This window comes from Gelidibacter maritimus (genome assembly GCF_014062315.1).
GTDB lineage: Bacteria > Bacteroidota > Bacteroidia > Flavobacteriales > Flavobacteriaceae > Gelidibacter > Gelidibacter maritimus.
In genome coordinates this window covers 53543-79487 of sequence record NZ_JACGLT010000007.1, presented here as the reverse complement: position 1 = coordinate 79487, position 25945 = coordinate 53543, and the positions used below count along the sequence as shown (strand labels likewise).

Below are 25945 nucleotides of genomic sequence, written 5' to 3'. Positions count from 1 at the left end.
CCATTCCGAATTGGAGGCACAAATCACCTTATAAAGATATACGGGAGATTAAAATACAGTGTACACTATATAACCAAAAGTGTACACATCGGATATAAAACCTACATAATCAACTTGTTAATCGAAGGTATTGGTGCGTTTTTGACGGAGTTGATATTCCTTGGGCGTACTATTGTATATTTTTTTAAACTCTCGATAGAAGTAAGATCGGTTGTTAAACCCAGATTGGTAGCACACTTCGGATACGGTAAGGTTACTTTTTATAAGGAGTTCTGCAGCATGTTTTAAACGAATTGTCCTAATAAGATCGCCTGGTGAAAAACCAAATATTTGCTTGATCCTTCTGTACAATTGTGAACTACTCATGGCCAATTCCTGTTCAATAAAGGAGGCATTCATATGTTCGTTCTCAATATTATCACGAATAATTTCAATGACTTCCGTTATAAATTTCCTATCATCATTATCTATAGGAAGTTTGATAAGGTTCTCAACGATAGTATCCCGAGTAAAATGCTTCAAAATCAATTCTCTTTCCTCAAGTAGTTTTTCAATTCTGACCAATAAATGATCCGGATGGAATGGTTTAGGGATATAAGCATTTGCTCCACTTTCCAGTCCTTGAATCCGATGTATCACGTCAGCTTTTGCCGTGAGCATAATAAACGGAATATGACAGGTCTTGATATCTCTTTTGATTTTACTACAAAGTTCAATCCCATCCATATCGGGCATCATCACATCACTGATGATGAGATCAGGTTCATTGTTTTGTAAAACATTCATGGCCTCCACCCCGTTAAACGCAGTAAATATGATATAGTTCTCCTTTAACAATTCATTTAAAAATGTGTGGATTTCCTTCTCGTCTTCTACAATCAAAATCGATTTTCTTCTATTTAAAAGATTTTCAAGAGCAGAGATTTTATTTGGGGTTCTATAGGACAGTCCCGATTCTTCTCGTATAATATTTTGTAAATGACCTGAAATTAAAACTTGGCCCTCCTCATAATCTATTTCTTGATCCCTAAACGCGATCTTACTGCAAGGAAGCACGACCTTAAATGTGGTCGCCTTATTTTCTTCGCTTAAAACAAACACATCACCTCCAAGTAAGTTCACCATTTTTTTAATGTATGCCAACCCAATTCCAGTTCTGAACTTTTCGTTGGAAACCTCATTATCTGCTAAGAAAAAGCGGTCAAAAATGGAGTCTAACTTATCTTTGGGAATACCTTTTCCTGAATTCACCACTTCAATCTCCAGCGTATCTATATTATTTTCCTCTATACTTAAAGACAAGGTTATTTTTCCGTTTTCAGGAGTATACTTAAATGCGTTTGACAATAGATTGAATAATATGATTTCAATTTTATCCTTATCAAACCATCCAGATAGTTCCGAAGAAATTTCCAATTTGTAGTTGATATTTTTTTGTAACGCCCATTCATCAAACAATTCAGCGATCTGTTCCACTAAATTGACTAGGTCAAAATGCTTTATGGAAATTCCCAAATGTCCATATTCCGCCTTTCTAAATTCGAGCAACTGTTGTGTCAAAAAAAGTAATCTTGAAGAATTCCTTTCAATCATCCGGACATACTTTTCATCCGTATTGACAATAGCTGTGGACTTTGAAAGTTTTTGGATAGGTCCTAAAATCAAAGTTAATGGTGTTTGGAATTCGTGGGCAACATTGGTGAAAAAATTAAGCCTATTTTGATGAATTTCTTCCTCTCTTTGTTGAGAAAGAATGTTTTGCCTTAATGTATACTGCTTACTGAAATAGCTCCACACAAATAGAAGAAAAAGGATGAGCAACACCCCATACACGACTATGGCCACATTGGATTGCCAAAAAACAGGTTTGATTTGAATATTTATGGCACGAACCGGTTCTCCCCATACCCCATCACTATTGGACCATTTGAGCCATAATGAATACCTGCCTTTTGGCACATTCGTAAAAGAAAAAGTTCGTCTATTATTGATGATATTCCAGTCCTGGTCAAAACCATCTAACTTATAAGCATATTGGCTCTTCTCATTATTTATGTAGGTTAAAGCCGATAATTCGATATCAAAGAAGTTTTGATCATGGTTTAAAACAATGGAAGGATTAGAGGTGGAGTATGGGGAAATTACCAACCCTTGAAAATAAGGCACTTCCTCATTCTGACCACTAATTTTGTCCACAAGAATGTTTGGAATAACCTCTGACTCTTTAATTCGTGAAGACATGAAATAATTAAACCCTTTAACACCCCCGGCAAAAACATAGTCGGAACCTTTAGGTTGATAAATGGCTCCATCCGAAAACTCATTGTCCTGTAAGCCCTCATTTTTGGTATAATTAATAAATTTAGACTCCTCAACAATGTAATTGGATAAGCCAAAATTTGTACTTAACCAAAGATTGGAACTATCATCTGAAACAATCCCGTGAATCGTATTATTTCTAAGTCCGTCCTTTGTAGTGAAATTTTGAAATACAGGAATAGTATCATTTTTAAATTCCTTTAACAAGTTCAGTCCTAAACTCGTCCCTACCCAAAGGTTTTTTTCCGAATCCGTATGAAGGTATAAAATATCATTATTGGATAAACTTTGCGAATCATATTTGATATGTTCGAATGTCCTAAACACCTGGGACTCTTTATTAAAAAGATCCAATCCGCCCAGTCTTGTACCAATCCAAAGTTCATGATCATTTTTGGGTATAATTGAAAAAACAATATTGCTACTTAAAGCTTTTTTTTGGCCGCCTTCAGCCAAATAGTGTTTAAAGTCACTGACTTTTAAATGGTCACCATAACGAACCAACTTAAAACGCACCATCCCATAGCCATTGGTTCCAAGCCAAATAAATCCGGCCTGATCTTGATAAATGGCATAAGTAGACTTAAAAAATGAACAATTTTCACTATCCAAAATTTCTCCCCAGTTAATGAGCTTATCATTCTTGATGTCAAACGCGCTCAACCCATGTCCATCAGTCCCAATTAAAACAAGATCGTCCTGTCCCTTATGTAACGAAAATATGGCATTATTCAAGCCACTGTTGCTTTCATTGTAATTTTGGTATATTAGTTTTTCCTTGGGATTTAAATAAAATTGACTTTGCAAGCGGATCAAACCATTCCCTTTAGTCCCTACCCAAAATGAATGGTCTTCGACTTCCAGAAACGCCCGGACTATACCTCCTTCCAGTTCAGGGATCTGGGCCCTTGAAACCAAATTGAATACTTTTTTTTGTGGATATAGCTTAAATAGTCCATCGCCATCTGTTCCTGTCCAAATGATATTTTCCGTGCCCTGTAGGACAGCAGTTAGTTTTTGCTTCTGTAATTTGTCCGTCCATGGTGTAGTGACTATTTCACCTTTATTATTAATTATAGAATATCCCGAACCACGGTGCACCAAAACCCCTTCTCTTATTTTAGAGATAACTCTTCCTGGATCGGAGTCATCCAATAATTGATGCGTTTCATTTTCGACAGAGTACAGAAACGCAGTTTTTGATTCCGTAATATAGTAGATTCCATTTTTGGAAAGCGTCTCAAAGTCAACGACACGATTTGAAATTTCCTTAATTTGAGTCGCTTTTTTAATCCCATCGGAAGAAGCAACAATTTGTATGGAATAAAATTGTTGATTATTAAGTAGTAAAAGTAATTTTCCCGTGGTGGTGAATGTCATTTTCTTAACAGGATACCTCGGGAGGCCATCGATCTCTATCAATTGGAATTTCTCACCATCATAGTATCCAATACCCCAATCCTTAACAGCACAATAAACATTTTTAGACACATCAAGTGCCATGTTGAATTCTGACTCCGTCAATGGTGGCTTGTCATCTCTCGAGAAGAAGTATCTTGTGAATCTATTTGTTTTTTTATCGTATTTATTCAACCCATGAAGTGTCAATACCCAGATAAATCCCGATTTATCTTCGTTAATCTTAAGAACGACCTGGTTGGTAAGACTAGTCTCATTATCCAATTCGGGCCTAAAAATCTTAAAATTATTCCCATCGTACCTGTTTAAACCATCCCAGGTGCCAATCCATAATAAATTTTCGGAATCCTGAAAAATGGTGTTAACTGAGCTATTGGAAAGGCCATTTGTATTATCCAATTGTTCTGTTGAATATTCAAGAGGCTCATTAAAATTGGATAAGCCGACAGAAACCGCACTGGCTTCATTTTCAACCGAGTCGTTCAATATATCATCTGCAGGTTTTTTATTACAACCAATAATCGCAAAAAAAACAATAATTTTCAAGAGTAGATTAGATTTCAAAATCTCGCGTTGATTGATTCGAGGTATAAAACTAAACAAAAAACATTAAAATAGGACATTATGAAATTGACCTCTCATCATATTGATGTAGGCATAAATGGTAACCGATGGATCTAGTTCAAAAGAAATCAATCCGATATCCCTTCAAAATTGTTTTGCATTAAAGGCAGAGCCGAGAGACCAACAGTCTTCTTAATACCAATTTTGTTAATGCGTCAAGTTTAACAGAATTATCTAAAATGATTTGCCCAAATGAATATGCCTTAAAAAAGGAATTTAGGATTTGTTTTGGAACGGCAGTCAAACAATTGGTCATTAGCCTATGAATGAAGTATGCCAAGTATTCCCAAGCGGCTTTATCTGTGGCATCATTTTTAGATGAAAATTTAGCAATCCATAAGTCACCATTTTCATCACGTATATTCGCTTTAGGCCTGGCACCTCCTAACGAGGATCCAGCGACCATTAAAATTCCCAACCATTTTCTCACCTCCTCATTATTGCCTTTATTTTCAAAGTTTTGGGCTGCATCTTGTAGCTCTAAAACAAATGACCACGGAGGTGTAGGTATCCGCATGTTATTGTCCAAAAACGGACCATCATGATCTGTATTGAAACGCAATACCACCATACGACTTTCATCATATGCATCCAACTAATAGTCTATATCGTATAACGTTCTTGCTCTTTCGTCTCTTTCACTTACCAATTGTGCTTGTTTACGCTTCAACATGGTTCTTCCCCAAGTATCTGGCATACTATCCAAGAATACACCAAAGCTCTCTTTATTGCTTGGATACTGTGGCCCGCTATAGAATTGTATATCAGAGTCGAGAACCAATTGTTTTTTAGATTTCAGCCAATCATTATTGGACACAAAACTAAAGGCTTTTTTGTCCTTGGCATGCAATATCGAAAGCACCCCACATCAATTGAGGTTCTCGCACTATCTTCCAGTGTGCGTAAGTATATGTATCTATTTTTCCTTTTGGCATTTCAAGAGGGTTCAAGGTTGCTAATATAATTGGCATCAAATAGATGGTTTAAAGGAGAACAAAATCTTGGAGTTTCCTTCCAAATTCATCATCAGCCGTTAGCTTTAAAAAATCATCCTTAAGCCCCAACACACGCAATACTTAAAAATATGCTCCTATCGCTACACTTGGAGCTACAGACTCTATTAGATAAAGCGTACTCCTTATAAAATCTGCTCTTTCAGATACATGTTGTTGTGTAAGCTTTCTTCTTTTACGCGACAATTTTATATTCTCACCCATTTGCTTGAGAATATCTATTTGTTTAGGAAACAGTATTTGTTTTTTCTTACCCCAAAATCAATAATGTTTGTTATTTCAGTCAAAAGCAGTGATTATAATTGAAATAACAAACATAGACGACCTTTCACTTCAATAAGAACAAATTTGATATATCATTTCCTACAGAATGAGATATGGTATTTTATAATCACCGCATAGAAACAGCTTAAGGTTGCATTTGATAAATTAAAATTATATATTTATACTTCCCCAAAAACAGGTGTGTCATGATCGACAACAGACCCAAAGGAATTAAAATAGATCCTCTCAGATTGCAAAAGAACACAGCTAAGTCAGAACATAGAATAACACCTCAAAAGAAACCCAAGGATAGGAGGTAGAATGATAATTGGCAGTCTTATTGATTTGCTTTGCTAATGTTAATCGTGAATAAGAGAAAAGTATACAATCAGATGCCATGTCAGTCAGCTTTACCACTTCACATTAAAAGAAATCACAATATAAGATGCGCAATCTTTTCTTAAATAATTTCCCATACAAGACTTAATGCTTCCTTTATTATGGAATACCAAAATCCACCATTAATTGACAACACCGAATTGCAGCGATTTGAGATGCAATTCGATAACATTCTCATTTATCTAAGTTACAGAAAATCCAAAAATACGATAGAACTTTTTCATAGTGATTCTTGCAACGGAACTGATATTCCTGAGTTAAAGGATAAGCTTATCTCATCCGTTCTGAACCTTATTAAAACACATGGACTGAAGTTGATTCCAAGTTGTCCTTATGTGGCCCTCTATATTATGAATAATGCAGAATGGAGGGCATTTGTAATAGAATGATCTAAATGCTATGGTTCAGATAGGTTTTACAAATCAAAACATCCCCTTTCTTTAAGCGATTGGTCAGTAGCACAAGGCACTTCCACCTAAATAGCATGTTAGTAATGCTAAAACATGCTTCGATTCTATTGCCACATTTTAAGCTTAAGATTACAACATTACTTCAGTTTGATTTATGCCAGGTATTCCGGTTTCAAAATGTAGCATCTTTGTTTTTGCGCTAATAATCTATTTCAGTTAGATTAATACAACTTTAAAAGATCAAGACTAATTAAATCATCGTCTAAAAGGAGAGATATAATCAGCATACTTGATTCATAGATTTAGAACAAATTATTTCTTTTACCTATCGTAATATCAATATTATCCACGGTATATCCGATTACACCGTAGAGTATTTCATTCGGGAAAAATATTTCCTAATTTATCAAATCAAAAGTTGAACAGCTATTTGAAGGAAATTACCTATATATCTAAAACCAAGTAAAGCTCAATATTTCATATAGTCAGACAAGCTTTCACAACAACCTGCACTTTAGCAAACAGTTTTCAAATGGAAATAGATTTGAAACTATTGGGTCCACCAAGTTCTGGACTAGTCAGATTTATGATAGAGCAATAGAACGGAAAGTTGCGAAGATATGAAGGTTTTAAGAATTAAAGTTGTAAAGCAAACTAGTATGGTTAGATTATTCTGTACCATTATATAAAATTGGTATTATGTTAAGTTTAATCTCTAAATAAAAACTTTAATCCATCATATTCCGAAGGAATAATAACACTACCATGGTTTTCATTCTCATAATATTTATAATCCCAAAACAGACCCTTAGGAGCAACATCCTCTAAAAGCGATTTTAATGTCACAGCACCATCCATCTTATTATTATGATTTGCAGAAGTGAAAAAGAATTTAGTATTTGAGAAATCTGAATTTTTTAACTTTTCTGGAGCAATTCTTAATATCATCTCATCATCCCACCAAAAACTAGGATCAATTGCCAAGTAATGACTAAATAATTTTGGATGATGCATTAAAGTATAGACAGTGGCAAGACCGCCTAACGAATGTCCAATAAGAGTATTGTTTCCATTGGTATTATAGGATTTGTTGATAATTGGACGTAATTCCTTCTTAATAAAAGATAAAAATTTTTCCAATCCTCCTCCATCCTCAAGCATCTTATTATTACTTCTGAATTTCTCTGGAAGTTTTTTAGCACGCGTGGGCGTGAAATCCCGTATTCTGTTGGTATTGACTATACCGACAACAATCATTTCGGGCACGATTCCGCGTCCCATTCGCCCTCTACTTAGCATGTGCTGGATTCCGGTATATGAATGGAAGTTAATATTGGCATCCAATAAATAGACAACCGCATACTTCTTTTCTGTATTATCCCCATACCCTTCTGGAAGGTATATATAATAGGTCCGATTTTCATTCAAAATATTGGAGTAAACCTTATGTGATCTTCCTAACACTAACAAATTTCCTTGTTGATTTTGGGAAGACACCCCGAAAGTGATTAAGACACCTAGGAAAAAGAGATAAAGGCTATTCATCAGAAATACGCTTAGATTAATATTTTGAATAATACACTGCCACGGGATCCTCCGTATCTCCTCTATTCCTACTGAATACTCTGAGATGATACTAGAGAATCTAAGCGACAGTTTATAAGCTATCTCAATTTACTAGTAAGATAGTACGCCAACGGCCCTGATATTTGTAGCCATAACCGAAATCCCCTTTGTTGCCGTTGCTGAAACAGGGTCAATACTATAAATGGCAGGGTTTTCACCTTCTACTGTAATTGGAAAATAGAGCTTGCCTTCATGGGAAGCAGGCAAACCAGTGCTTACAATGGCATTTTTTGAAGGCATGCCATTTAACCAATTAAAGATTTTATCCTCCATTTTCACGATACCATATTGTGTTGCGGCTCCAGTAGATGCAACTTCTATATCATTATAAAACTCCAAGAGAAAGTAATCTTTGGTGATATGGTGAACTTTCCTGAATTTATAGCCGTCTGACAGTTCTTGAATGTTAAAGTAATAAGCAGCATCAAAAGCGTCTGCGCCTTTATCAATCTTTAAGGCGCCAGCAGGGTGGGTAGTATTTTCATCATAAGATCCAGAAAACACATACACATCACCATTATCAGATTTTCCTATTTGAGAATAATATTGAGACCTAAAGCGTCCTGAAGAATAACTGATTCGGTCGTCACGATAAATAGTTTTCAGTATCAAGTTGGCATCATATTTTGCCACCCACACACTGTCAGGGTAAGTTATTACTCCTGTACTTGAACCTCCTCCTGCATTAGGATCTTTTGGTTTTGAAACCACAAGTCCGGTTAAAAACTCACCATTACCTAAGTCTACAATGCCAGATAATGTTGCTTGTTCTCCTTCATGCACTATATTCAAAGTTGTTATCGTCCTTTCCTGCAGTGCAAGATTGTTCTCCAAATCAATCAAATTAAAGGTGACACCATCACTTCTTTCATTTCCGTTGTCATCCAAAAGTGAATTACCGTCACTGTCCACTGGCGTTTGCCCTCCCACACTGGTAATCGCCTTATTATTAAAGAACCCATACGAAGTAAAACGTGAGGTAATCTGAAACTGTCCCAGTTCATTGAGTTGCCCCATATCGTTCAAGTTGTATCCCAAGCCTACGCCAGGATCACCTTGTTGATAAATCAAACCAATAGCCGCTGAGGGATTGTCATTACATATCCAGGTATATCCTGATTGTTCAAGCTCTTGGCCATTCCCTGCAATAGAAAGATTCCCTTCCTCCAAATTGTCGGTCGTCAGTAAATATTCAGCAGACTCTCCTTCTGCGGAAACGAAGAAATGGAAACCACTCTCATTGGGGTCTGGTTCCACTCCCGGTACACTATCATCGCTACTACAGTTATAAAAACATAGTGACATAGCAAGCGCGGCGCTTATAAAAACGTTTTGTTTTTTGAAATTTAATTTTGATACTCTCATTATATTATTGTTTTAGAATTAATTATTGGAATTATTATTTATAAAATATCTTAGTTTAACGGCGAAACTTCTTCCTGGTTTTTGCAAACTATAATTATCAAAAAGCATCTCATTAGTGATGTTTTTCGCTTCCAGGGAAATGTTATAAGTTCCATTTTTAATGGAATAGGTCAGACTTATATCATGTGACCATTGGGTGGGAATTATCTTTTTGGAATTTGCGGCTCCTTCACTTTCCCATTGCCGAAAAAACTCATGTATGTATTGAGAGGCGTAGCCAATGGAAAGGCTGTTTCCTTCTCCCCACAACTTCTTAATATTGTAATCAGCATCAAGATTCCCAAAGAAGTAAGGGACGTTGGGCATCCTATCCTTAAAGTAAATAACCTCTTGTCCCGTTGAGGAATAGCGCTCCATGTTTCGAATGTTTTGGTAAGTCAGATTGGCACCGGCCGAAAAGTTATCCTTATAATAATAACGAGTTTCAATATCCACGCCTACATTCTGCACTTGGCCATGATTGGTATAAAACGCGCCCCCATACCTCTGTTCAATTTGCCGTCTTATATAATCTTGAATATTTCTGTAAATAAACCCCACGTCGGCATATAAAGAATGGTTTTGATTAAAGGAATAATTATAAGACATATTGAAATTGATGTTTTGGCTATGTTCCGCTTTGAGAGAAGCATCTCCTGTTTCTAAAACTTCATCACCAAAAAGCTCATTGGTGGTAGGTAACCTATATGTTTTTTCAAAAGACACCTTGAGTTGAAGTTCATTTCTAAAAAGATAACTGGTGGCCAAACCATAGCCACTTGAATTAAAGCTCCGCGATCCCTCCTCATATTCTGGCGTCGTGGTGTTTGAAATATCAATGGGACCGGTAACATTTACGGAATAATATTTACCAAACAATGACGTGTTCCATTGACGATACGGCGCAACGGTATAAGATGCGCCGAGCACGTTTTTGCTATTGGCCCGTTTAAAGTTATCCGCTTCCGAACTTGTTTCAGAATTGGCAACCGCATCTGAGGATTTTCGCTCAAAAGCACTAAATGTATTATTCAAGGCAAAATGATGTTTTGGATTAATTCTATACGAAAGATTTGAAATTATGGTCCCATTATTATTTTCAAATTTGCCGAGTGAATATTGCCCTTCACCCTTGGACGTTTTATTTCTATAATCTCCCAGCCAGTTGTACTGCCTAGCCAAAGTGTCTCTGTTTTTATTTCTAACCTGACTATAGTTTGCCATTATTGAAAGCTTTAAACCTTGAGTGAACAAGTTTGCCTTATTATACTCAAAGGAAGGAATCACACTACTAGACTCCCGCTCTTTTCCACCATATACAATTTTCATTAGATTGGCATTCTGTATATCGGCGTTCTCCTGCCCTATCGTTACTCCAAAAAGAAACTTATCTGCCCAGGTTTTGTTGACAATGCCTACCTTAGCTATGGCCGTTTCATTTCTATAACGATCATGGAACCGTTTAAACCAATGTTCTTCTTTAGAATAGGAATTTGTTTCCAGATCAAGTAGATTGGTTTTTACTTTATAGGAATTGTCCGAATAATTTTGAAACACATTCAAACGACTTGTAAATCCTGAGGCAGCTGTATACCCCAAATTTATATTGGATTTATGGGTATTAAACGATCCATAAGAATACGAGGCATCCAGATAAGTGTTTGAGTTTTGGTTGGTAATAATATTGATGGCACCACCCAACGCATCAGAGCCAAGTTCTATTGGCACCACACCCTTATACACTTCAATCCGATCTGCAATATTTAGTGCAATATTATTTATTTGGAACGCGGAGCCAAGGCCACTCATCGGTACACCATCTATAAACACCTTTACATGTTTTCCTGTAAAACCATTTAAACTAATGGACGCATCAGAACCAACACCGCCTGTTGACCTTACCTTGACCCCTGAAGCCTTCTCCAATAATGAAGAAAGATCAGTCGTGGTGTTATAATGGCCTTTGGCATCGAGGGCTACCACATTATAAGCGGTTTCACGCACTTTCTGTATCTTCGATTTTCCTTGCAATCTTACCTCATCCAAAATCATGTTTTTATCGGCGACCATGACAAAATCATGGATTATTTCTTGATTTTCATATAATGAAATAGCGAAGGTCTCCTTTACAAACCCCATACTGACAGATATAAGCGTATAATTTCCAACCGGTACTTGTAGTCTGTACTTTCCTATTTCATTTGTTTCCACATAATAGGATGTATTCTCTAAATAGACATAAGTATCAGCCATTACCTTTCCATCTTCCGAAACGACTCTTCCTGAGATCGAAGCCATGGCATGCTGGGCACAGGTAGAATGGATGGCAAATACCAATAAGCTAAAAATTAAAAAGTTCTTCATGGTTAGTTTAATGATAATTAAATAATTCACAGTGGTTTAAGAGGCCACCGATTCTTTTCTTCTGTCAGTTACAGACCTATCCTCAGAAACGCCCGCCTTCCAATAAGAATAGGCATAAAGCTCTTCTGTGCTCCAGTGTTTTTCCTTTCGGAAGTAATTTCGGAGTTCCTTTACCGTGGCAAATTCCGCGGCTATATAGGCAAAACGCGATGTTGTTGGGAGTTCAAGCATTTTTGCAGATTGTGCAAGTTGACTGCCATTTTGTGGCTCTTTGTTATGTACCCAGATAGTTTGGATGTCTGCCTTGGTTGAGAGAACTTGCTCATCCGCCTTGCTGTTGACCTCTATAATTGCAACACCTTCTGCATTAGCCGGCAACTGTTCCAAAATGACAGAAAGTACAGGAAGCGCAGTAGCATCCCCCACGAGAAAATAGGAATCTACCTGAGGGAACAATTCCTTTTTTTCGCGTTTCATCATAATTCCCAGGCTATCGCCTTTCTTGGCACTTATGGCCCATGCTGAGGCCGGACCTTCATCACCGTGAGCAATAAAATCAATCCAAATTTCATTGGAGGCCAGATCAATCCCCCTATGGGTGTAGGTGCGGACAATGGGTCGTAGGGATTCGGATGGGGCTATCCATGCTTCGCTATAGGCATCCCATTTTGGAAAATGTATTTCTTCAATTCCTGGAGGAGGAATCAATATCTTATTGTTCGCTCCTACCGTAGTTTTAGCAATAAGGTGGACATTCTCCCCTGTTAAAAAAACCCTTATATATGTCGGAGTGATATATGTTTTTCTCGTTACCGTAAACACGGATCTGATTGCTTGTGGATATTTGTTCTCGTTCATTATTTGATATGTTTATTGGTTGCACCACCTTTGTATTGAGATAGCACTGTCAAAAATTAATTAGTGTGCATTTAATAATCCCCTTAAAAAGCCGAGGCTACCTCATCCACCATTATATTCATGGAAGTGATTCCTCCAGTTCCAGATAGATACCATGCTTCTGAGTTCAGGTAGATGATTTTTTTGTTTTTAAATGCTTTTGTATGCTGAATCAGTTCATTCTCAATATCAGATGTGTTCAAGGGTTGATCCCCTATCGCAGCACTTCTATCTACTATAAATAAAATATCTGGATTGATTTTTTGAATAAACTCACTGGAAGCTCGAGTACCGTGAAGATGTGTGTCCAAACCAGGCGCAGCTTCTTTAACGCCTAAAATATCATGCACGAGCCCAAATCTCGAACCACTGCCATAGGCACTAAATCGTCCCTTATTGTGCAAAACCACCAGAGCAGTTTCATTGGAATTTGCAATTTTAGTCTTAACAAATTTTATCTTGGTTTCCAGATCAGCAAATGCTTTATCAAACACATCCTCCGTTTTAAAAATGGCCCCTAAGGCATCCAAATCTTTTTTAAGGGCGCCTAAAGGATCCTTGGTATCAAAATTATTATAGATTGTAGGTGCTATTTTCGAAAATGCAGGATAGGAGTCTGATAGTCGTGTGCCTGAAATGATTAAATCAGGCTGTAGTTCATTGATGGTTTCCAGATTGACCTCCACCAAACTGCCCACATTGATGATGTCATCATCTTCAGAAAATCGACTTAGATATTGGGGGACGGCCTGCTTTGGAATTCCGACAATATTGGTATTGATCAGTTCCAAATTTTCCAATGTTGCAAAATTAAGCACTACAAGTCGATCGGGATCTTGAGGGACTTCATCGGTTCCTAATCCGTGAATAATGCTGATTGTTTCAATATTAGTAACTGTGTCCTTTTTTTTGGTGGCGTTGTTGCATGAGAACAATGCTAAAAGAGAACATATAATTAATGTGGTTGAATAAATTTTCATGGTTTTATAGTTTTAATTAAAGTGATTAAAGTAATTGCAAAGTTTTTTTCCGTTGCTTTGGGAAATGCAGAAGCTGATTCCGAAGAGATCCTTTAAAATGTCCTCGTTGATAATTTCATTGGCCTTACCAAAATATTTGACCCTCCCGTTTTTGAGGGCTGCTATATAATCGGAATAGTGCGAGGCAAAATTGATATCGTGTAATACCACAATTATGGTTTTGCCGAGAACCTCCGTCAGTTTCCTTAGTATCTTCATTATTTGAACAGAATGGCGCATATCTAAATTGTTCAGCGGCTCATCCAAAAGAATATATTCAGTGTCTTGTGCTACAACCATGGCCAAATACGCTCTTTGTCTTTGCCCACCGCTCAATGCTTCCAAATACATGTCTTGAAGTTCAATTAAATCGAGAAAACCTAAGGTTTCTTCTATCTTTTCATGATCTTCTTCTGACAGACGTCCCTGTGAATACGGAAATCGACCAAAGGAGACCAATTCCTTTACAGTGAGTTTTAGCTCTATATTGTTAAATTGCTTAAGAATGGATAAATGCTGGGAGAGCACAGCGCTTTTGTAGTCGGTGTTCTTTTTTTCATTAACAAACACCTCTCCATTATCCTGCACGAGCAAACGGCTCATAATGGACAGTAGGGTACTTTTTCCTGTGCCGTTGCTTCCAATCAGCGATGTGATTTTGCCTTTAGGGAAACGCAGCGAAATATCATTTAGGACGACGTGATCTCCATAGTGCTTTGAAATATTCTTTATTTCAATCATAATTTTTTTCTTCTTATTAATAAGTACACAAAATAAATCCCACCTATAAAATTGATGATTGTACTGATAGGCGTGGAAAGCTCAAAGATATATTCGGTTAAAAATTGACCTCCGACCAAAACAACAAGTGTCACTAATGCACAAACAGGAATGATCACTTCGTGTTTATAGGTATTCAGGATCTCATAGGTCAGATTGCTAACCAATAAGCCCAAGAAAAGCACAGGTCCCACAAGAGCAGTGGACACTGACACCAGTACGGCAATAACCACTAAGAACAGTCGAATGTTTTTGTTATAGTTAAGTCCAAGATTAATAGCTTGATCTCTTCCCAAAGCCAGAATATTCAACCGCTTTATATATCGGAAACTCAGTAATATGGTTATCCCGAGGATAAACAAGGCGTAGGCAAGAAGATCCTGATTGATATTGCTGAAGGATGCAAACATCTTCCCTTGAACAATAAAGAAATTATTGGGATCAATAAGTAATTGCAAAAAGGAGCTCAGGGTATTAAGGAGTATTCCAAGCACCAATCCAATCAATAGAAGCAAATACATATTCCTGACCCCTTTACGATAGATGAGCATGTAAAGAACAAAGGCAAAACCGACCATGCAGACAATGGACAATAGGAAATTCTCAAGGTTATTCACGGCCTTAAATGATTCAGACGCATAAATGAAAACCAAAAGGGTTTGTAGTAGCATAAAGACCGATTCGAAGCCCATAATGGAAGGCGTGAGAATCCGATTTGTGGTCAAGGTCTGAAATGTAACAGTGGAATAAGCTACACTACATGATACCACTACGATAGCTGCCAGTTTCATGCCTCTGTAATGCAGAGCAAACTCCCAACTATTCCCTAAGCTGAAAAACAGATAGAACACCATCGAAACAATGGCAAGACTACTTATCAACATAATATTTCTACTGTTGTTTCTCATCTTCTTCGCAGTAACATAATTAGAAAAATAGCACCACCTACTATACCTACCATGAGTCCAATGGGTATCTCAAAAGGATAGATAACCAGACGCCCGATAATGTCACATGTGAGTAGGAAAATCGCTCCAAAGAGTGCGATTTCAGGTAGAACTTTCTTAATATTATCCCCGTAAATCATGGTTACCAAATTTGGAACCACCAACCCCAAAAAAGGAATGGCACCTGCGGTAAGTACGATAGCGCTTAAAGTAAGAGATACACTAAAGAGACCAAGGTTCATTACGAACCGGTAATTAAGTCCTAAGTTTTTTGAAAAATCTTCACCCATTCCAATTAAAGTGAACTTATTGGCATAGAGATAAGTTATTGCAACTGCTGGAAGGCTGAAATAAATCATTTCATACCTGCCGCTTAGAACCCCAGAAAAGTCTGCCATCATCCATGCATTGACATCCTGAACGATATTGAGGTTTATAGCAAAGAAAGTGGCTACGGAATTCAGAATGGCTCCAAACATCAAACCTACAAGCGGAACAAAAATGACATTCCGAATTCGGATGCTGTCGACAATCTTTAAGAACAGTAAACTTGCTGCAAACGTAAAGACAAAGGCAAATCCACCTTTCATAAGCGTCCCGGCTGACGGAATTAAGATCAAACCCAATAAAAGCCCCAACTGTGCCGCATCCAGAGAACCTGCAGTCGTTGGAGATACAAACTTGTTGCGCGTGAGTTGTTGCATGATTAATCCAGAAACACTCATTCCAATTCCTGCCAGGACCAAAGAAATGGTGCGTGGAAATCGACTTGCACTTATTAAAAATAATTTATCAGCATCCCCAGTTAAAATATCAAAAACTGAAATATCAGCCACTCCCACAAAAATCGAAACCACAGATGCCCCTAATAACAGTGCGATCAAAAGATGCCTTATTTTTAGCTTATTGCCTTTCATTGAAGAAACTCCCGAGGCAGATGTTGATTCATTAAACAACATTTTATTAGAGACTTTTTGGAGTGCTTTTATCATTTTTTTTTGCTTGTTCTATATTTTAAAATAATCTTATTCTTATTTAGACTAAGTTTAAATTATATTTACACAAAAATAGAAAGGACCTGTAAATGATGTTTAATAGAAGTGGAAACCTTTTTAATATAATTGGAATATTACAGATTTTAATAAAGCACATGGTATGCCTCATCAATCACATAAAAGACGTTTAACAATTGACTCTGGTTGGCTGGAAGAACATAAGATAAAGATTATCAACACTAAAATTGGCTGCTCTAAATGCTCAAAGCACCTTTCCAGGAATTTTTTACTCTTAGATGTATCAATAGAATTCGAACCTGACTGTGATTATTGTTTCAAGGTGGATGGGGATTGCATTATCATGGAATTCATATTTGAGTGCGCAAGAAGCGGATTGGGAAGCCAAGAAAAAGAAAGATTTCCAGTGAACACGCACAACGTTCATTTTTCTCCAGCGATGGAACAAAAATTTAGAATACCTGAGGTCAATCCATCAGATATGATCGTCATTATCCTCTCACTTGAGTTATACTTTAGATTGATCCCAAAAAACTCTGGTCTACTTAATAAATTTTCTGACAGTATTAAATTAGGCAAAAGCTGCAGTCTGTTTGATTCTTATGTCACCTTTACCACATGGATTCAATCCGTTCTCAACGATATTGACAAATGTAATTATGTAGGAGAACTTAAACGTCTTTATCTCGAAAATAAAATTCAAGAATTACTTCTGCTGCATTTCGATCTTTATCAGCAATACCATTTAAACTCCCAAGCCCAAAAAATCTCAGATGAAAATTTTGAAAAGTTGAAAGAGGCTAAAAGTATTCTAGACACCAACTACGTGAATGCCCCAAGTTTAAAAGAGTTATCGAAACAGATTTATTTAAATGAATATGCCTTAAAAAAAGAATTTAAAATCTGTTTTGGAACGACGATCAAACAATATGTCATAAGCTTGAGAATGAAATATGCCATGGATCTCATAAAAGAGGGAGAGCATTCCATTACGGATATTGCCCATAAATGTGGTTACAAAGGATTGGTTCAGTTTTCGACCGCTTTTAAAAAATTCTACGGAAAACCACCAACAAGTTTATCGCGATTGATATAACTAAATAAAATAAATCGTTATATGGGCTATATGATCTTTACCGGTTTTTTATTGCCATCAATTGCAACAAACGTAAACTCACCAGAAACCGCTTTTTCCCTAGCATTTGTATACATTTCCTCAACAAATATATCAACCCTCACTTTTAAACTTGTCGTTCCGACCTTAGTCACATAACCATTCAATTCAATAATGGTTCCCGCTGGTATTGGTTTTGTAAAATCTATCTTATCACTACAAACTGTTACCATTTGTTGGCGGCTAAATCGGGTTGCCGTAATAAAGGCCGTTTCGTCCATGAGCTGCATAGCAGTACCTCCAAAAAGAGTATCATAATGGTTCGTGGTATTGGGGAAAACAGCTTTAAAAATTGAGGTTCTCGATTGATCAATTTGTTCTTGTACGTTTATCATATTACTTCTTTTTCAAAGGCTATAAAGTGGGTGGGTCTGTCATTGATTAATGGAATAATATTAACCTCACAGGAATACGCCGTCCCATCTTTTTTATGGTTAACAATTACTTCTTTAAATGGCACTTGCTTCAGGATTTTATTTCTGATCCTGCTTTTGCTGACTTTCAATGTTTCTTCTCCTTGTAAAAATCTGGGTGTTTTATTCATTGCAAAGCTCTTGGAATATCCAGTCATGATTGAAAATCCATCATTGACCCAAATTATGTTTTGTTGTAAATCTGTGATGATTATAGCCTCATAATCATTTTCAGGGAAAACGGCGCTCAGGTCGTTACTCCAATTGAATTTTTTTGCTAATTCTAATACCTTCTCCCTTTCCTGTCGTTTTATCGCCTTTTTTACCTGTAGGTTAAATCCTTCCATATAGAGATCCCAACTCAACAATGGCATTGACTTAACTTTTGGGTTTTGGATGTGTGGCTCAACTTTTTCGAATTCTTCTTTAGATAGAGCGGATAAATACACATCCAGACACATCATACCGTTTAGATTATTTTTCATGCTAGGTGTTTTCAATTTCGGAAATTGATGACCAAAAAACCATTTATTTGTGTATAAAAATACAAGTTTTTTTGATAGATCTTGAAGTACTTCACAATTAACGACGGACAACGGGAATTGAAAATAGTTCTACAAGTTGAACCAAAATGTTTGGCACCTTGCATCTGGATTCACTGCTAGAAATCAAACAGAAATAGATAACTTAAAGATGGTTTTATTAATAAGTTATATTGTGACCATACTAAAAACCTGAACGCTACCTTACTGCAACTTCTCACCTGTTGCTTTTTTAAGTTTTATAACTTATGTTTATACCGTTATAAATCCAAATTGTTATGATAAACAAAAGACCAAAAGGAATTAAAATCGACCCAAGAAGATTACAGCTGGTACGTGCAAAATTTGATTCTAAAACTATTTCTTCAAGACTTCCTAAAGACAAAAAATAGGAATGCTACGCGCATGCAAACCTTCAAAACCACTCTTAAACCCCTAAATTCCAACCCAATATTAATTTTATGGCATTTGTTTTTAAAGTGCCATCCAGGTGTTTTGGGACGTTCCCCGTATCTATCAACCCAAGATCATTTCTTACCTCAATGGTAAGATCATTGTTCTCATTAAGAGAAATATTAGTACCTATCCCGAGAGAGAGTCCGAAATCAAAATCTTTCTGTTCTGAAACACTGTCACTATCGTCATACGCGTATCCTGAACTTATTTTGGTATTAAATAGATAGTTAAAAAATGGACCACCATTTACAAAGAATTTAGAGCTTCCAAACTCGTACTTAAGCAAGACAGGGATATTGATATACTCATGGATTTGATTGAAATTTTCCTTCCCAGTTTGTTGAGCTTGGTTATCGAAATAAATGAGTTGTATTTTCTTAACCTTGCGTTCGTAGTTGATATTGGTTTTAAGAGATAGGTTTTCCGTTAGATAATAGTCCAATGTCGCACCTAGCAAATAACCTACTTTAAAATTATTATATGCATATTCAGATCCTCTGACATGCGGATAGTTTATTCCAGCATTTAATCCTATTTTGAAATCATTTTGTGCAGTTAAAGCCATGGAGCACATGAAGCCAATCGTGATAAGCAATATATTGGTTTTTTTCATTATTTGCGAGGTGATTTGGGAGGGTTATTAGTAGTTTTAGTTTTTCGTATGTACGTATTATATTCGTTTAAATAGCAGGTGTGGTATTAGAATCCTCAATAAGGACTCAATTGAAGCACTAGCAGCGCAGAATCAAATGGCATTCTTCACGCCATAATTCAATTTTATTTCTTTCAGAACCTCTCGTTTTAATGGTTTTACTAAAAATGAAGAGCCTAACTGATGCTTCTCGGCCATACGCATATCAGATAAATCCAAGGACGAAGTTAAAATAAAAACCTTTAAGTTATAGAAATACTTATCATTTGTAATAGCCTCCAAAAACTCCCAGCCATTCATGACAGGCATATTGATATCCAAAAAAATTAGATAAGATTTTTTAGGGTTTTTATGGATATAATCAATTGCTGTTAAGCCATTTTGAAAAACCTCTATGGAGAAATTTTCAAACTCTGATTCTATAACCTTTTTTTGAACAAAATTTGTAACACTATCATCATCAATTAATAAAATTTCGTGAATCTTCATCCTGAATGGTATTGGTTTTATTAGTAATTTCACGGATAACCACATCAAGTTCGTTGGCTGCCTCCGAAATCATTTCCATAATTTCATCATTGGACTTCCCTCCCCCATTAAGCTCCCTGGACAGATATGTTAAGCCCATTATTTTAGAAAGTGGAGAGCGAATGACGTGAGATTGCAACCAAGCAATTTCTCGCAGGTTTTTATTCTGTTTTTTAATGCGTTGTAATTGTTGACGAGAATCTGTGACATCTAATGACGAGCCTACGGATCGAATTGGATTTCCTAATTTATCCCTTAAAATATAACACCTATCAACAAAAAACACTTCAGAACCGTCAGAAGAGAGAATTCTATACTCACCCTGCCAAGATTTTTTTCGTTTATTACGAAATGCTCTGTTTATCGATTCCCATGTTTTATCTCGATCCTCCGCATGCATTTTGCTAAACCAAGAGTTTTCCTTTGAAAACGTTTCAGTCTTTCCATATCTAAATGGCTGCTTACGACTTTTGCCCCGCACTACCTTTTGTTTTCCATGATCAATTTCCCATATAATTTCATTACTGGCCTGCATAGCCAATCTAAATTTCTCATTACTGATGGTCAATTGATCTTCATATTTTTTCCTCTCTGTAATGTCTTGAATCGTTCCTTCTAACTGAATGGGCTCACCTAAATTAGTTGTCAACATCCTAATCTCCTGACGCACCCATTTCACTTTACCCGATTTGGTTAGTATTCTATGCTCAAAGCTTCGCAACTTTCCTGGCTCCAAATTCTCAGAAGGATTACTTGTGATTAGGTATCTATCGTCAGGGTGGAATGCTTTGGCAATACTTTCCATTGTAGGAGTAAATGTCTCAGGAGAACGTTCATAAATACTGTAGGTTTCTTCACTCCAAACTGACTCATCGCAATTAAACTCTTTAACCCAATAACCAATTTTAGCAATCTTTTGGGCAGTTCGGAGACGTTCATATGCTTTTTTCAAGTTTTCTTCTACACTTCTTTGCTCTGTAACATCTTGAGCTGCAGCTACAAAAACTTTCGATTCAGATATACTTGTGCCCGACCATTTCAGTATTTTTATCTGACCATTTTTCGTTATAAACCTGGTTTCAATTGATTTTGAATCATCAACCGCATCAACCATTTTTTTCAACTTATATAGAAATGTGCGTTGATCATCGCTATGAATAAATTGAGAAATAGATCGATTTTTGATTTTGTCATCATCATATTCGAGCAATTCAATAAATGCTTTATTGCATTTCTTAATATACCCATCAAAACCAACGATGACATGTGGATCAGGAGAAATATTGAAAAAGTTACGATATTCTACTTCTGTAATTTTCTGTTTTACAATGGCCCCTATTTGTTTACTTACTGCTGCAAGTATGTTAATTTGATCATTAAGCTCACCTTCCCTAAGGTGGGAAAAACAAATAATACAGCCCAAGTATTCTTCATTATATAGTAATGGTAGACCTATTGCCGTATGGATATTTGAAGCATCTGCTGCGGCATACCGGAGGAACTTCCTATCATTGGAAATATCCGTCCATACCGTAACTTTTTTCTCAGTCCATGTGTAACCAGGCAGTCCTTCTCCAGGACTTAAACTGTCTAAACTTGAAGAATTATGATAAAATTTTTCGATCGTTTCGTTACAACTCGATTTAGAAATTAAATTTAGTCGATTTTCATCAGGAGAAACGAGCCAAATTTCGCTGACACATATTCTAGAAATTTGTAATAGATGGTTTAAACCCTTATTTAAACATTTTGTCAGTAATCCTGGTTTCCCTATAGCCAAAGTCATGGCAGTAACTAAGTTATCCACCATTTTTTTCTCAACTTCGGCAGTAACATCAACTGTATTGGCTACAATCCCCTCAATTAGCGGAGTGTTAAGATGATTAGTCAATTCCGTTCGAATCCACCGCCAATTGCCCTCAGCATCAGGAAATCGATATGGTTGAATTGATATGCTCTTTTTTTCTAATATCTCACTCAAATAGGTTTCCATAAGAGGCACGTCAACTTCATAGATAAAATCAAAGAAACTTTTACCGACATAGACCTCAGGATCACTGCCTAAAATCGTATTTGAACTTGGTGACACATATTTAAATGTTCCATTACTATCTAGTATTGCAATAAGATCTTTACCATTTTCAATCAATGATTTAAATTGGGCCTCACTGTAAATCAGGTCTTGGTACATTTCACTTCTTTTCAGGACATGTCCAAGATGGGAAGCCATTGTTTTAAGAAACTGAAAATCAGCCGCACACACCTCCTTGGTATTGTGACTATTACCAAAACCAATAAACCCATAAAACTCTTCTCGTACCCAGATCGGAATCAGCAGAATATATTTAATGTCTCTATTTTCTAAAAATTCTTGAATCCACGGAGAATTTAGGCTATCAACAGCTCCCTCAAAATGATCTTTATTTTGAAGCCGTTGCATGACATTTGTTAAATTAGAAAAAGGAATATCTTGAAGGTCAAGATCGTAATTTTCGAAGTCTAAACTTCCTTTATGCCACTCCAATTTATGCGACGTTGATTTATCCTCAAGATTATTCTTGAACTGAAAAATACAATCCACTTCAACTATATTTCCTATGGTGTTGAAGCAATCATGTAATGATTTGAAGACGTCGTCAGTTTTAAGTAATAATTGATTAATTTCGTCAATCGCACTTAAATATGGCTTTTGTGAATCTATTTGTTCTCCACGATAATCACATTCGTTTAAATTGATGGCAATAACAAGTTTCGCTGTTTTTTTTCCATACTCAATTAAGTTGCTTTTAATCCGAGCACTTATATAACTCCCATCCCGCTTTCGATGCCTGACCTCCCTCTCTTCATAAGGTTCGCTACTGAGTATTGAATCGTTGACTCCGTTTTCCGAGTCAGGAGTATCTAATGTAGAACGGACCTCTGTAATGGTCATGTTAAAAAACTCCTCCTGACTGTAACCGTATTGCATGATGGCTTCATTATTGACTTTCAAGAAACGTAACGTTTCCAAATCATATATCCACATAGGGAAAGGTGCCAGTTCAAAAGCTGTTTGATATATGTTAGAATCATGCAAATTGGAGTCCGCCATGGTATTATTGTTTTTACATACTTGGTCTAAATAAATTAATCTACCAAGTTAGTCAATTTCTAAACTACAATGAGATCCAATACCATTGTATTAGAGATAATAAAGCTATTGTTCATCATTGCAACGCTTTATATATATTAAAATTCAACAAGCTTCGGATCATGATCATAGTTTATAAAAAAAGCCTACTCCTTAAAATCTACGACGACGGAGTAGGCCTAAAATTAAAACAATAAAAATAAATCCATCATTTCAACCGTTTCAAATCTATGGTAAAAAATAATATTTCCCATACACCCCTGCTGCAATTTTCTGAATTCTATATAAATGTTTTTTATTTCATTTGTCAAGATCTGGATCAGATCACGGAATATACTCATGGAATCAATACTATCCGTTAAAAAACTTCACTCATTGACGGTTTTCTGGACTATCTACTTAAGAATAAGACTGGATTTTCTCTATTATCAATCCTTTCGAACCCTGATCGTAAACAAACTCCAGCGTTGGTAATTTCTTGATCTATTGCAGGTATTTAGGCAGAAAAATTATATTTTCGCCATTTTAAAAATTTAAAATACAAATCTTATGAAAGAACTTATTGAAAACATGCAAAGCACTTACGAAGCATTTGAAAGTGACGCTAAATTACAGTTGGAAAGCGGAAACAAATCTGCAGGAACAAGAGCGAGAAAAGCGTCATTGGCCTTAGAAAAATTATTGAAAGAATTCCGTAAGGTGTCTATTGCGGAATCAAAAAAATAAGCATTAACACCCAGTGAGAATCGCACGCATAAGGATAAGAATTTAATGCTTACCATATCCAATTACAATCAAAAACCCCTTCAGTTTTGGAGGGGTTTTCTTGTATATTACAATCTCGTTTTATTAAGGAATCAGGATTACTCCTCCTCCATTTAATCCGATCACGAAACAACGTAATCTCCCCTATTCACCATAGCGCTTTTTACTTTGCAACCCAATACGTTTTCAAACTAAAGATATCTTTTATAGATTAAATGATTTTACTCATCAAATCCATTCTTACAGAATTTAATTATTAATTTTTTTAATTAATACATGGTATATAAATAATTTTATTTAACATTGCAAGTCTTAACCATTCTTTTTGCCATGGATATAAAAATGATCAACAAAGAAGTAAATTTTGCCTACTTAAGCTTTCTTTCGATTGTAGCCGCCCTAGGGGGCTTCTTATTTGGATACGATACCGCTGTAATATCGGGAACCATAAGCATGGTGACAAAGCAATTCGATTTAAGCCCCGTCATGCAGGGATGGTACGTTAGTTCTGCACTCATTGGCTCAATTTTGGGTGTTTCAATTGCAGGGTGGTTTAGTGACTTAATTGGAAGAAAAAAAAGCATGGGACTATCAGCTCTTTTCTTTTTAATTTCTGCAACAGGCTGTGCGTTAGCGACTACTATGGATATTTTAGTAGTATATAGAATATTGGGAGGTATTGGCATTGGAATGATCTCAATAATTTCGCCGATGTACATTTCTGAAATTGCTCATGAGAAAATCAGAGGAAGTTTAGTAACCCTTTACCAATTAGCCATCACACTAGGGTTTTTAGGAGCATATTTAGTAAATTTCAAGCTCCTTGATCATTCCACATCTGCACCTTTAAAAGGCAACCACTTAATGGACCTGGTTTTTATTAAGGAAGTTTGGAGAGGCATGTTAGGTATGGAAGCCATTCCTGCCGCAATTTTTTTAATAATTGTTTTTTTATTACCTGAGAGTCCAAGATGGCTTTTTATGAAAAACAAAGAGAATAAAGCAGTCAAAGTACTATCGGATATATTTCGCTCTAAAGAAAGAGTTATGATACAATTAAAAGACATGCAACAGGCGCTGAGCAAACAACAATTGTCCACCTGGGAAACACTCAAGACGCCTGCACTCTTTAAAGCTGTATTAATCGGGGCCGCCATTGCCATATTAGGTCAATTTATGGGTGTTAACGCCGTCCTGTATTACGGACCTTCTATATTTGAGCAAAGCGGTCTATCAGGCGGCGACGCTTTATTTTATCAAGTTTTGGTTGGAGGGGTCAACGTTCTCACCACCATATTGGCATTCTATATTATCGATAAGGTTGGACGAAAGAAACTGGTGTATTTTGGGGTAACAGGAATGATTGTAACACTTCTGCTCATATCAGGATATTTTTACACCGAAAACACTTTAAGCTTTCCGAGCCATTTTCTTCTAATATTTTTCTTAGCCTACATTTTCTTTACGGCAATCTCTATTTCGGCTGTAATCTTCGTATTGCTCTCTGAAATGTACCCAACAAAAATTAGAGGCATAGCCATGTCAATATCAGGCTTTTCATTATGGGTTGGAACTTTTATTGTAGGTCAGCTAACCCCATGGCTATTAGAAACACTTTCCCCTGAAGGCACCTTCTTACTGTTTGCAATTATGTGCTTGCCCTACATGTATATAATATGGAAATTAGTTCCAGAAACAACTGGCAAAACGCTTGAGGAAATTGAAGAGTTTTGGAAATAAAATATGGATTGAAAGCAATACAACACAACCATAAGAACCTAAGATGT

20 protein-coding genes are annotated in these 25945 nt (G+C 36.3%); 4 read left to right on the top strand and 16 right to left on the bottom strand.

Translation table 11 applies throughout. The features are described 5' to 3' along the window. Positions 1-117: 117 nt before the first annotated feature. The 3 genes from H3Z82_RS10380 to H3Z82_RS10370 all read right to left on the bottom strand — a co-directional run bounded on the left by H3Z82_RS10380 (position 118) and on the right by H3Z82_RS10370 (position 5224). Positions 118-4284: a hybrid sensor histidine kinase/response regulator transcription factor gene (locus H3Z82_RS10380; protein ID WP_235982427.1), complete on the bottom strand. Its 4167-nt coding sequence runs from the start codon at positions 4282-4284 to the stop codon at positions 118-120. A gap of 178 nt (positions 4285-4462) precedes the next feature. Further along, a complete protein-coding gene (locus tag H3Z82_RS10375; protein ID WP_182205439.1) occupies positions 4463-4957 on the bottom strand; it encodes a hypothetical protein in 495 nt (164 codons plus the stop codon). Then, a complete protein-coding gene (locus tag H3Z82_RS10370) occupies positions 4958-5224 on the bottom strand; it encodes a HipA N-terminal domain-containing protein (RefSeq protein WP_182205438.1) in 267 nt (88 codons plus the stop codon). 915 nt (positions 5225-6139) lie between these two features. Between H3Z82_RS10370 and H3Z82_RS10365 the strand changes: the two genes are divergently transcribed. Continuing rightward, positions 6140-6427, top strand: a complete 288-nt coding sequence (locus tag H3Z82_RS10365; RefSeq protein WP_182205437.1) for a GNAT family N-acetyltransferase — start codon at positions 6140-6142, stop codon at positions 6425-6427. Positions 6428-7156: 729 nt separating this feature from the next. On the opposite strand, the gene H3Z82_RS10360 is transcribed toward H3Z82_RS10365, so the two are convergent. The 8 genes from H3Z82_RS10360 to H3Z82_RS10325 form a co-directional block, all read right to left on the bottom strand. Further along, a complete protein-coding gene (locus H3Z82_RS10360) occupies positions 7157-7993 on the bottom strand; it encodes an alpha/beta hydrolase (protein WP_182205436.1) in 837 nt (278 codons plus the stop codon). A 132-nt stretch (positions 7994-8125) separates the two neighbouring features. Continuing rightward, positions 8126-9439, bottom strand: coding sequence for a DUF4374 domain-containing protein (locus tag H3Z82_RS10355; protein ID WP_182205435.1), 1314 nt, complete (start codon positions 9437-9439; stop codon positions 8126-8128). Positions 9440-9457: 18 nt separating this feature from the next. Then, entirely contained in the window at positions 9458-11842 is a 2385-nt protein-coding gene (locus tag H3Z82_RS10350) for a TonB-dependent receptor (RefSeq protein ID WP_182205434.1), read from the bottom strand. Positions 11843-11878: 36 nt separating this feature from the next. Continuing rightward, positions 11879-12700: a siderophore-interacting protein gene (locus tag H3Z82_RS10345; protein WP_182205433.1), complete on the bottom strand. Its 822-nt coding sequence runs from the start codon at positions 12698-12700 to the stop codon at positions 11879-11881. Positions 12701-12783: 83 nt separating this feature from the next. Then, positions 12784-13719: a siderophore ABC transporter substrate-binding protein gene (locus H3Z82_RS10340; protein ID WP_182205432.1), complete on the bottom strand. Its 936-nt coding sequence runs from the start codon at positions 13717-13719 to the stop codon at positions 12784-12786. A gap of 12 nt (positions 13720-13731) precedes the next feature. After that, positions 13732-14499: an iron ABC transporter ATP-binding protein gene (locus tag H3Z82_RS10335; RefSeq protein ID WP_182205431.1), complete on the bottom strand. Its 768-nt coding sequence runs from the start codon at positions 14497-14499 to the stop codon at positions 13732-13734. Then, positions 14496-15446 (bottom strand): iron chelate uptake ABC transporter family permease subunit, encoded by a 951-nt coding sequence (locus H3Z82_RS10330; protein ID WP_182205430.1) that lies wholly within the window; start codon positions 15444-15446, stop codon positions 14496-14498. Before H3Z82_RS10330 ends, H3Z82_RS10335 begins: the two co-directional genes overlap by 4 nt. Further along, a complete protein-coding gene (locus tag H3Z82_RS10325; protein ID WP_317172444.1) occupies positions 15443-16477 on the bottom strand; it encodes an ABC transporter permease in 1035 nt (344 codons plus the stop codon). The genes H3Z82_RS10330 and H3Z82_RS10325 overlap by 4 nt, the downstream gene beginning before the upstream one ends. A gap of 364 nt (positions 16478-16841) precedes the next feature. Here H3Z82_RS10325 and H3Z82_RS10320 point away from each other — a divergent pair, with 364 nt between their 5' ends. Continuing rightward, positions 16842-17594: a helix-turn-helix domain-containing protein gene (locus H3Z82_RS10320; RefSeq protein WP_182205429.1), complete on the top strand. Its 753-nt coding sequence runs from the start codon at positions 16842-16844 to the stop codon at positions 17592-17594. A gap of 26 nt (positions 17595-17620) precedes the next feature. On the opposite strand, the gene H3Z82_RS10315 is transcribed toward H3Z82_RS10320, so the two are convergent. The 5 genes from H3Z82_RS10315 to H3Z82_RS10295 form a co-directional block, all read right to left on the bottom strand. Next, positions 17621-18004 carry an acyl-CoA thioesterase gene (locus H3Z82_RS10315; RefSeq protein ID WP_182205553.1) on the bottom strand — a complete coding sequence of 128 codons (384 nt, stop codon included), beginning with the start codon at positions 18002-18004 and terminating at the stop codon, positions 17621-17623. Beyond that, on the bottom strand, positions 18004-18570 hold the full coding sequence (locus tag H3Z82_RS10310) for a PAS domain-containing protein (protein WP_182205428.1): 567 nt from the start codon (positions 18568-18570) through the stop codon (positions 18004-18006). Before H3Z82_RS10310 ends, H3Z82_RS10315 begins: the two co-directional genes overlap by 1 nt. A 484-nt stretch (positions 18571-19054) precedes the next feature. Continuing rightward, the gene (locus H3Z82_RS10305; RefSeq protein ID WP_182205427.1) at positions 19055-19696 is read right to left on the bottom strand and encodes a porin family protein; all 642 of its coding nucleotides are present in this window, start codon (positions 19694-19696) and stop codon (positions 19055-19057) included. Between the two features lie 132 nt (positions 19697-19828). After that, positions 19829-20224: a response regulator gene (locus H3Z82_RS10300; protein ID WP_182205426.1), complete on the bottom strand. Its 396-nt coding sequence runs from the start codon at positions 20222-20224 to the stop codon at positions 19829-19831. Further along, positions 20196-23354 carry a PAS domain S-box protein gene (locus H3Z82_RS10295; protein ID WP_220459169.1) on the bottom strand — a complete coding sequence of 1053 codons (3159 nt, stop codon included), beginning with the start codon at positions 23352-23354 and terminating at the stop codon, positions 20196-20198. Before H3Z82_RS10295 ends, H3Z82_RS10300 begins: the two co-directional genes overlap by 29 nt. 588 nt (positions 23355-23942) lie before the next feature. Here H3Z82_RS10295 and H3Z82_RS10290 point away from each other — a divergent pair. Then, positions 23943-24119 (top strand): histone H1, encoded by a 177-nt coding sequence (locus H3Z82_RS10290; protein WP_182205424.1) that lies wholly within the window; start codon positions 23943-23945, stop codon positions 24117-24119. Between the two features lie 369 nt (positions 24120-24488). Then, a complete protein-coding gene (locus H3Z82_RS10285) occupies positions 24489-25898 on the top strand; it encodes a sugar porter family MFS transporter (protein ID WP_235982426.1) in 1410 nt (469 codons plus the stop codon). Positions 25899-25945 lie beyond the last annotated feature (47 nt).